This is a genomic window from Sphingobacterium sp. JUb20 (assembly GCF_004342035.1).
In the GTDB taxonomy this organism is placed as follows: domain Bacteria; phylum Bacteroidota; class Bacteroidia; order Sphingobacteriales; family Sphingobacteriaceae; genus Sphingobacterium; species Sphingobacterium anhuiense.
This window is the reverse complement of sequence record NZ_SLYV01000002.1, coordinates 677,706-686,118: the sequence shown is the minus strand read 5'-3', so window position 1 is coordinate 686,118 and position 8,413 is coordinate 677,706. Positions and strand designations below refer to the sequence as shown.

Here is an 8,413-nt window from a genome sequence, read left to right as displayed (position 1 = left end):
TTCAACACGCACTGATACAGCTTGTAATGGCTTCTTATCTACAGAAGAAATAACCGTTCCCTGCAACACATAATTTTGTTTATTCTGAGCTTGTGAGGATAGAGCCCCGAAAGTCATCATCAAAACAAAGATTAATACTGCTGAAAACGTTGATTTTAGTGATAGCTTTACAAAACCCTCATTAATAACATCTCTAGCACCTCCTTGCACTTGATTTGAAAAGCATTTTAAACGATTAGACAGATTATTAATGCAAAACCACTCAGATGCCTGACAAAAGAAATTGGATCGCTTAAAACCTCTTATTTTAGATAAAGCGCTTTCAGTGTAGGGATAAAGTATGGATGAAGCATAGATAAAGCGTTGATAGTGCGTCAGTAGTGCGTAAATGGGTACCGTTTTACGCACTATCCATACATTACCAGTACTTAGCATACGCATTACGGACGCTTGGGCAACACATGGAAAACTAAATTCCCATACTTGCCTAGCACAAGCCATTCCAAGCACTGCCAAGCTACTAACCTCACTAGCTCTTTGGTAGCTCTCCAGTACATTCCCAGTACCTTTTTGGTACCTTTTCAGTAGGGCATTCGTGAATAAACCGTACACTGACCGTAAATCAAGCACGATTTTAGCAAGTACATTTTTCATGAAAATCATAAAAAAAGCAAAGCCACTAGTTCGGATCTTATTCGGACTTTCTTTTAACATTCTTTTACCCTTGTAGTAAGTTTCCCAGTAACTGCACAACACTTGCACCGTAGTTGCTCCGTCCTTTTCCTGGCGCAGGGACGGGAGAGGTACGGTGCATATACGGTGCAACGACGGTCGGAGGTAAAACAAGGTCCGAATCGGGTTAAAAGCAGGTAAATAGCGGGTACCTCTCAGAAAATGCCTCAATTTACTGCTTGCCACATCCAGTAAATTGCTACTAACTTTCTTTTCCCTGTCTTGACTCCTTTTTCTACTTCCACTCGGGTTTTGCTCGACAATCCTTCGACTTTTCATGCACTGTCGCCGATGAAATCCCGAAGCCGACCCGAAGCCTAGTCGCAGAAACTTAGAAGTTGGTGTGAATTTGGTTAAGAAAAAATCAGAAGTTTCTAGCTTGAGTTCCTTTTGTTTGACACCTGTTCGAGTGTTGTTCGACTCCGCTTCGAGACGTGTTCGACACTCCTTCGAGTCTTGTTCGGGTGCTGTTCGACTGCGCTTCGACTGGCCTTCGGGAACTTGCCGAACAGCAGTCGAAGAACTGCCGAATGATTTCCGAATCAATCCCGAACCAGTCCCAAGGTTATCCCGAAGGATTGCCGAATTTTCATCGAAGGAATACTGGCTAATAAAATCAACATTAGTTGCTTCTGCAATATTATTTGCTAGTGTATTTTTAACAATGGTATATTTAAGAAATACCCCGTACTTAATGCACTTGTTTATTATCGTATAAATGGATTGGAAAACATCCTTCAAATAGGCATGTACTCTCCCACCCTTATAAAAATTATTCATTTTTAAGGTTTATAATTTTGGCATTTACCTGAGAGCAATAAACGTTCAGGATAGCTTCAAAAAGAAGTTAATCAACTGTATTTAAGCTTGCGCTCGGGCATTAATAAAATGAATGGAATCGAAAAGCGCTTATATGGTCTTCATAAAGGTTATATATTGGTCTGCGTTAACGCTTTCATCGATATTAGTCATTGTAGTGACTTTACTCCGCTTAGTTAGGGGGGAATTATATTTATTGTTGTTTTATACATAGTTCTCTATTAAAATATTCTTTAATAGAGCAGGGCTGGTATAAAAAATACGGGCCTCTACTCGTTATCCTCTCCCTGGCATGTTCGATTTTTAACGAGCGAGCACCCGTACCTTATATATCTAGATGAAAATATAAGCATAACGGGGCGCACCCTATTTCTCGAAATCAACTTTTGCCAGGGAGAGTCGAGAAATATCGTGTAATAGTGCTTTCGCACCACAATATTAATGAAAATTTATTATAAATCGAAAAACAATCAACTTGCTTTTGTCAATAATTTTATATAATTTCACAATACAATATTAAGAAACAACCAATTGAATTACAACTTATTAAAGAAGTAAAATATTGAAATTCGGGATAATTTATCACTAATAGTGATAATCAAAAAATAGACTAATTATGAATGAGTTTAAAATCATGAAAATCTTGCGTGAGGCCAAAAACTATAGCCAAGATTATATATCCCAAAAACTAGGAATTAATCAAAACACGTACTCCAAATTAGAGAATGGTCAAATGAAGCTCACGACAGAGAGAATAAGAAAACTCGCAGAGCTTTATAATGTAAATCCTGATATTTTTTTATCAAAAGATCTACCTGTAATAAACTATAATATTGGTGACAATAGTCATAGCGGAATAATTGAAACATACAATAATCACACAGCTGATTATCAATTAATTGAAAAGATATTGAATAAAAAAAATAATATCATTCAAGACAAGGAAATTTAAATTCAATATTTTAAGAAAGAAATTGAAAATTTAAAACGTGAAAAAGAAGAGCTATTGAAGATTTTAATAGCCAACGTTAAATCACCCCTGACTTAGTTATTTTTATTAAATTTGAAAAACATATAAAAATGAATTATGGCAAATAAAGAACTTTTAGACCTTGAGGAAATTCAACAAGTAAGTATCGCACAAATTTTAAAAGGAACAGGAATAAGTTCAGAAAAATATAACAATTATCGAGAAGGAAAAGAAGTAATTGCACCGGATGATGCCTTGCTTTTAAGCAACTTCTTTAAAGTGCCAGCGAGCTTCTTTAATAAATATAACGTTCATAACATAAATAGTGGTACAAATAGCCATTCTGGTCCTATTTCCACTTATAATAATCATAGTAATGATGGCTTTTACAAAATAGTCATTCAACTTTTATTAGATAAAGGTCTTATTGATACTAATATTATTAAAGACGAAAGCAATAAAAGATAATTCTACTTGGATATTATCATTGATAATACTTAAGTAAGACTTTTCAATCGAAAAGGTCAATTAAAAATTAACTATAAATCAGCAGGAATAGCAGAACTATCTATGCCGACAAATACTTTGAGGGTGAAGATAAAGAAAGATAATAGCTAATTTAATAATTATAAAATGCTGTTAATTTTTAATAATTAACAGCATTTTATTTTGTAATCCTGAACGATCTTTAATACTATAGCTATAATAGGACGATACAGTTTAAATTTCGCTTCAGGTATTATTCAGTCTTTATTCGAGTCTGTCTCACTCCAGCTTCGGCAAAAGCATACCGATTATGTAGGCCAACAATAGACAATCAGTACGCTTTGGGAATAAATTTTTCTGAATCCATATCGAAAAAGAGAGCGAATATGGAGTGAACCAGGTAACAAAAATATATTTAATCCGCTGTACATCAACATGCTTATTAAAGGTAATCACTGAGCTATAAATCTCATAAAAAGGGCGGAAATATTTATTATTTAAGTGGTTTAGTTGTAAAATTCTTAAATACAGGAATTTTACCCCGTTCTAAATAACTAAAACAGTTAAAATTTTGATCAAATATTTCTCATTTTTAACAAAAAATCAAAAAAAAAGCTGTACAGTTTTATATTCGTAATAAAACAGCTATATGAGTTTCTAATTTTCAAAGCATTGGTGCTATATCCATCACCGTGATAATGACTAAGTTTCATCAAATTAGGTCGTTTCATCCTAAACATTTATTTTTACCGTCGCTATAACTATAATCCATGTTACTAACAGATACCCATACCCATATATACTACCACACCGAAAACGATTCATTAGCAGACCAAATGCAACGTTGCTTTGATAAAGATATTCATCGCCTTTTTCTTCCAAATGTCAATAGTGCATCTATAGCTGCAGTCATGAAAACTGTTGATGCATACCCAAACAACTGTTTTCCGATGCTCGGTTTACACCCCTGTGATGTAAAAGAAAACTATCAAGAAGAACTAACAAAAATCTATGCGGCACTGCAGCAACACAAAGTGTATGCTATCGGAGAAATTGGCCTAGACCTGTATTGGGACAAATCTACTTTGGAGATTCAAAAAGATGCTTTTCGTCAGCAGGTACAATGGGCTAAAGATCTTAATTTACCAATAGATATTCATTGTCGTGAGGCTTTTGACGAATTATTTGAATTATTAGAAGAACTAAAAGATGAAAAACTTTTTGGGGTACTACATTGCTTTACAGGAAACATTGAACAAGCGCAACATGCTATCGATCTGGGTTTCGCACTGGGTATTGGTGGAGTTGTCACTTTTAAAAAAGCGGGGCTTGACGAAGTGGTTAAACAGATAGACCTACAACATATTGTACTGGAAACAGATGCGCCTTATCTAGCTCCTATGCCGTTTCGAGGCAAACAAAATGAAAGTAGTTATCTGTATTATATAGCACAGAAAATAGCTGACATTAAAGAATTACCAATAGAACAAGTAGCGGCAATAACAACTGAAAACTCAACAAGAATATTTGGAATCTAACTCACATCATGCATAACATATTTATCATATACACAGGTGGCACCATAGGAATGGTCAAAGACGAAACGGGAACTTTCGTTCCCTTTGACTTTGAATTAATCAAGCGCAATCTTCCAGATCTAAGTCGATTAAATTATAAATTAACCGTACATTCCTTTAATCCCATTATTGATTCTTCCAATATGAAGCCTGAAATATGGATTGAAATGGCACAGATCATTAAGGATAATTACGATGAATATGATGGTTTTGTCATCTTACATGGATCGGATACCATGTCATTTTCGGCTTCGGTTTTAAGCTTTATGCTGGAAGGGTTACAAAAACCCGTCATTTTATCAGGTTCTCAATTACCGATCGGAGAAATTCGCACCGATGCAAGAGAAAATATGATGACTGCCTTAGAAATTGCGTCTACAAAGCATTTTGGGGTCTCCATGATTCAAGAAGTATGTATTCTATTTGACAATAAATTATTTAGAGGTAACCGATCTTTCAAATATAATTCGGCAAAATTTGAAGCTTTCCGTTCCCCCAATTATCCGGTTCTTGTAGAGGCAGGTATTCATCTCCAATACAATCAAGATGCTTTATTAAACAACAGTGGTAAAGAGTTTATTTTGCATACCAAACTTGACGATCGCGTGGGTGTTCTGAAATTGTTTCCAGGTATAAGTCCTAGTACAATCAGAGCAGTATTAAATTCGGATGTCCGTTCTATTGTTATGGAAACATTTGGCTCCGGAAATACCACTACCGATCAATGGTTTTTAGATTTGCTGAAAGAAGCCATTGATAACGGTAAGAATATTTTAAATATATCACAATGTAAGGTTGGTTCTGTTGAACTGGGGCGTTATGAGACGAGCACTGGACTAAAAGCGATTGGAGTACTCAATGGTTACGATATGACTTTTGAAGCTGCTGTAACAAAGCTCATGTACCTACAGGGTGAATGCGAAGATCAAAAAGATGTTGCCTATTGGATCGAAAAGGATATCAGAGGTGAATTGACTATCAACGATTAATTTCTTCATAAACTGAATTGAATTTGGATAAATTTTACATAGAATAAAATTCCCAGCACTTGAAGAAAATTCGAAAATTGGGTAATTACTTAACTACAATCTTGTGGCATAAAAAAGAGCGAGTAGATCTAAAGATCTGCTCGCTCTTTTTTTTTGCTTTACTTTACAATAGCTGTCTTATCAGGCAGCACATTAGTTTATAGCGGCAAGCACTTCTGATACCACAAAGTTACTTCCTCCTATAAAAATTAAATCTCCGTCCTGATACTGTTTTTTTGCTGCTTCAAAAGCTTTTACGACAGGGCCATATGCATTTCCTTTTAGTCCCAATAGATGTGCTTCAGCTGCAAGTTCTTCTGACGGCATCGCTCTAGGCATATCAGGGTTACTAAAATAATAGATCGCGTCTGTAGGTAACAATGGGAGCATATGTCCTAAATCTTTATCCTTCATTGCTCCTATTACAAAATGCAATTGCCGATAGTTTGTATGGGCTAAATTTTTCAGAACTTCCCTAATTCCATCCTCATTATGACCAGTATCGCAAATGATAAAAGGTTTTTTGGAAAGTGTCTGCCATCGACCTTGAAGGCCGGTAAAAGACTGTACTTTTCGCAAACCATTTTTTACATCGTCCTGTGACAGATCATAACCTCGTGTCCGCATATGATCAACAATCCGCAAGACACCTAATATATTTTTTGATTGATACGTTCCTTTTAGATCTAATTCGTATTGCTCGATATGACCTTCCTTATCCCTCACTTCAATAAGTAAGTGATCTTCATTAATGGCTTTAATTTCTGATTGCAATTTGTCGGATGCAAACTCAAGCGCTGCATTTTCAACCTTAGCTTTTTCTAGAAATACAGGCGCAGTATCTTTATGATATTCCGATACGACAACAGGAGTATCTTTTTTTATAATACCTGCTTTTTCAGATGCTATAGCTGGAAGCGTATCACCCAACATATTCATATGGTCAAAACCGATGTTAGTGATTAAGGATGCCAGTGGCATGATGACATTTGTAGAATCAAGACGACCACCTAAACCAACTTCAATGATGGCAATATCAACGTGCTGTTTTGCAAAGTAATCAAATGCCATAGCCACCGTAACCTCAAAAAATGAGGGTTGAATCTCTTCAATCAGTGCATGCAGATTATTCACAAAATCAATAACAAATTGCTCATCGACCATCTGTCCATTGATACGAATACGTTCCCTAAAATCTAATAAATGTGGTGAAGTATACAGGGCTGTTTTATATCCTGCCTGTGCAAAGATAGAAGCCAACATGTGAGAGGATGAACCTTTCCCATTCGTACCGGCAATATGAATAGATTTGAATTTATCTTGTGGATTTCCTAACGCATGAAGTAATGCTAAGGTATTATCTAAATCCTTTTTATAGGCGGATGCCCCGTCACGGGTAAACATAGGTAATCGAGCATATAAATACTCGATTACCTCATTATAATTATGCATTGACAATAAATTTTATCTTAGTTTAAAATTGAATACAATTCTGCCTGTCTGAGAGTCAGGCGCATTTGGCAATTGATTCAATCGAGCTCCACGAACAGCTCTTTCACATTTTTCCAATAAGCTTGGATCCGTGATGGTTGTACCTTTCACTCCGGCACGTGCATAAATGATCACTCCCGATTGGTTTACGCGGAACTCAACAGCTACTTTACCAGCCTGCTGTCCATTATCATCAATCTGAGGTCTCTGCGTAAAACTTCTGTTTTCAATTGAAAGCATCATATTACCGTTTCCAGAACCACCTTCACCATAATTACTGGCTAAAGGATCACCTAATTTACTACCTTGATTGCCAGGTACCGTTCCTGTACCATCACCAGAACCTGTGCCGTTATTCTTTTTGCCTTTATAAAGGGCATTCGAATTTACTGCAGGTTTACTGTCCTTCACTTCTTTTGTTGTTTCAGGTGCAACTGTTTTTACGGGCTTTGAAGCCTTCGTAACAACGGGAGCATCTTCAACATCTTGTGTCACGACTGCTTTGTCAGCGACCTGCTGTGCAGGTGTAGGTGTCGGTATTTCTTCTGGAACGACGCGATCTGGTTTTACATTATTAGCATTGGGATCTACAGAAGGTTCTTCAACACTCATGTAATCATCGCCCATGCCTTCTTCTGCTGTACCATAATTCACAACCATACCGCCCATACCGTATTCATCGGGCATTTTAGTTCCAAAAATGACAAAGAAACTTATCAATACCAAAATCCCCATTATAGCAGTAGAAATCCCTAATGCTTTGGGGAAGTTATTTTCCTCATGTTGAAGATGGTAAGCCATGTATTTATCTCCTATTCTTTAAAATTAGAACTTAAACCTTAAAAAAGGTTTAAAACTCTTTAATCTTTCTTTGGTTCTGTCGCCAAAACAACTTTTATTTTCAAGCGGTTGGCAATATCCATTACTGAAATCACATTCTGAATAGGGACTGAATTATCAACATACATCATGATCGTCAATTCTTCTCCTGTTCTCATTTGCGATTGGATTGCTGCTTCTAATGCATCATAAGGTACAACTGCCTTTTCAACATGGTAAGCTAAATCCGAGGTAATCGAAACCGTCAATGTTTTTTTGGATACAGACTGCTCTCCAGCACTGGATTTTGGAAGTAATAACTTCACAACCTGCGGATTGGAAACAGCAGATGCCAACAAAAAGAATAACATCAGAAAGAACATGATGTCGTTCAATGCTGAAGTATGTACTTCAGCTGCTGGTTTATTTTTTCTACTTCTTAGATTCATTATTCTAAATTTTAATTGATTAATTAGCTATACGACCCTGCG

General features: G+C 36.1%; 8 protein-coding genes. 4 read left to right on the top strand and 4 right to left on the bottom strand.

The window, feature by feature from the left end:
* Positions 1-1,512, bottom strand: a 1,512-nt coding sequence (locus EDF66_RS06030; protein WP_132841257.1) for a hypothetical protein, incomplete at its 3' end; no start/stop codon positions are given.
* Between the two features lie 655 nt (positions 1,513-2,167).
* On the opposite strand from EDF66_RS06030, the gene EDF66_RS06025 reads away from it, so the two are divergent.
* The 4 genes from EDF66_RS06025 (at position 2,168) to EDF66_RS06010 (ending at position 5,573) form a co-directional block, all read left to right on the top strand.
* Positions 2,168-2,503: a helix-turn-helix domain-containing protein gene (locus EDF66_RS06025; RefSeq protein WP_132841256.1), complete on the top strand. Its 336-nt coding sequence runs from the start codon at positions 2,168-2,170 to the stop codon at positions 2,501-2,503.
* 135 nt (positions 2,504-2,638) lie between these two features.
* Positions 2,639-2,989: a hypothetical protein gene (locus EDF66_RS06020; RefSeq protein ID WP_132841254.1), complete on the top strand. Its 351-nt coding sequence runs from the start codon at positions 2,639-2,641 to the stop codon at positions 2,987-2,989.
* A gap of 788 nt (positions 2,990-3,777) precedes the next feature.
* The gene (locus EDF66_RS06015) at positions 3,778-4,545 is read left to right on the top strand and encodes a TatD family hydrolase (protein ID WP_132841252.1); all 768 of its coding nucleotides are present in this window, start codon (positions 3,778-3,780) and stop codon (positions 4,543-4,545) included.
* Positions 4,546-4,553: 8 nt separating this feature from the next.
* Positions 4,554-5,573 carry an asparaginase gene (locus tag EDF66_RS06010; RefSeq protein ID WP_021188735.1) on the top strand — a complete coding sequence of 340 codons (1,020 nt, stop codon included), beginning with the start codon at positions 4,554-4,556 and terminating at the stop codon, positions 5,571-5,573.
* 192 nt (positions 5,574-5,765) lie between these two features.
* On the opposite strand, the gene EDF66_RS06005 is transcribed toward EDF66_RS06010, so the two are convergent.
* From EDF66_RS06005 to EDF66_RS05995, 3 genes are read right to left on the bottom strand one after another with little or no spacing between them, the layout of a single operon-like run.
* Positions 5,766-7,064 carry a bifunctional folylpolyglutamate synthase/dihydrofolate synthase gene (locus EDF66_RS06005; RefSeq protein WP_132841250.1) on the bottom strand — a complete coding sequence of 433 codons (1,299 nt, stop codon included), beginning with the start codon at positions 7,062-7,064 and terminating at the stop codon, positions 5,766-5,768.
* A gap of 12 nt (positions 7,065-7,076) precedes the next feature.
* Positions 7,077-7,904 (bottom strand): energy transducer TonB, encoded by an 828-nt coding sequence (locus EDF66_RS06000; RefSeq protein ID WP_132841248.1) that lies wholly within the window; start codon positions 7,902-7,904, stop codon positions 7,077-7,079.
* Between the two features lie 59 nt (positions 7,905-7,963).
* Positions 7,964-8,371, bottom strand: a complete 408-nt coding sequence (locus EDF66_RS05995) for an ExbD/TolR family protein (protein WP_132769016.1) — start codon at positions 8,369-8,371, stop codon at positions 7,964-7,966.
* Between the last annotated feature and the right edge of the window lie 42 nt (positions 8,372-8,413).

Coding starts and splice junctions, on each gene's coding strand:
- EDF66_RS06025 (WP_132841256.1), top strand. CDS start 2,168: ATGAATGAGTTTAAAATCATGAAAATCTTGCGTGAGGCCAAAAACTAT.
- EDF66_RS06020 (WP_132841254.1), top strand. CDS start 2,639: ATGGCAAATAAAGAACTTTTAGACCTTGAGGAAATTCAACAAGTAAGT.
- EDF66_RS06015 (WP_132841252.1), top strand. CDS start 3,778: ATGTTACTAACAGATACCCATACCCATATATACTACCACACCGAAAAC.
- EDF66_RS06010 (WP_021188735.1), top strand. CDS start 4,554: ATGCATAACATATTTATCATATACACAGGTGGCACCATAGGAATGGTC.
- EDF66_RS06005 (WP_132841250.1), bottom strand. CDS start 7,064: ATGCATAATTATAATGAGGTAATCGAGTATTTATATGCTCGATTACCT.
- EDF66_RS06000 (WP_132841248.1), bottom strand. CDS start 7,904: ATGGCTTACCATCTTCAACATGAGGAAAATAACTTCCCCAAAGCATTA.
- EDF66_RS05995 (WP_132769016.1), bottom strand. CDS start 8,371: ATGAATCTAAGAAGTAGAAAAAATAAACCAGCAGCTGAAGTACATACT.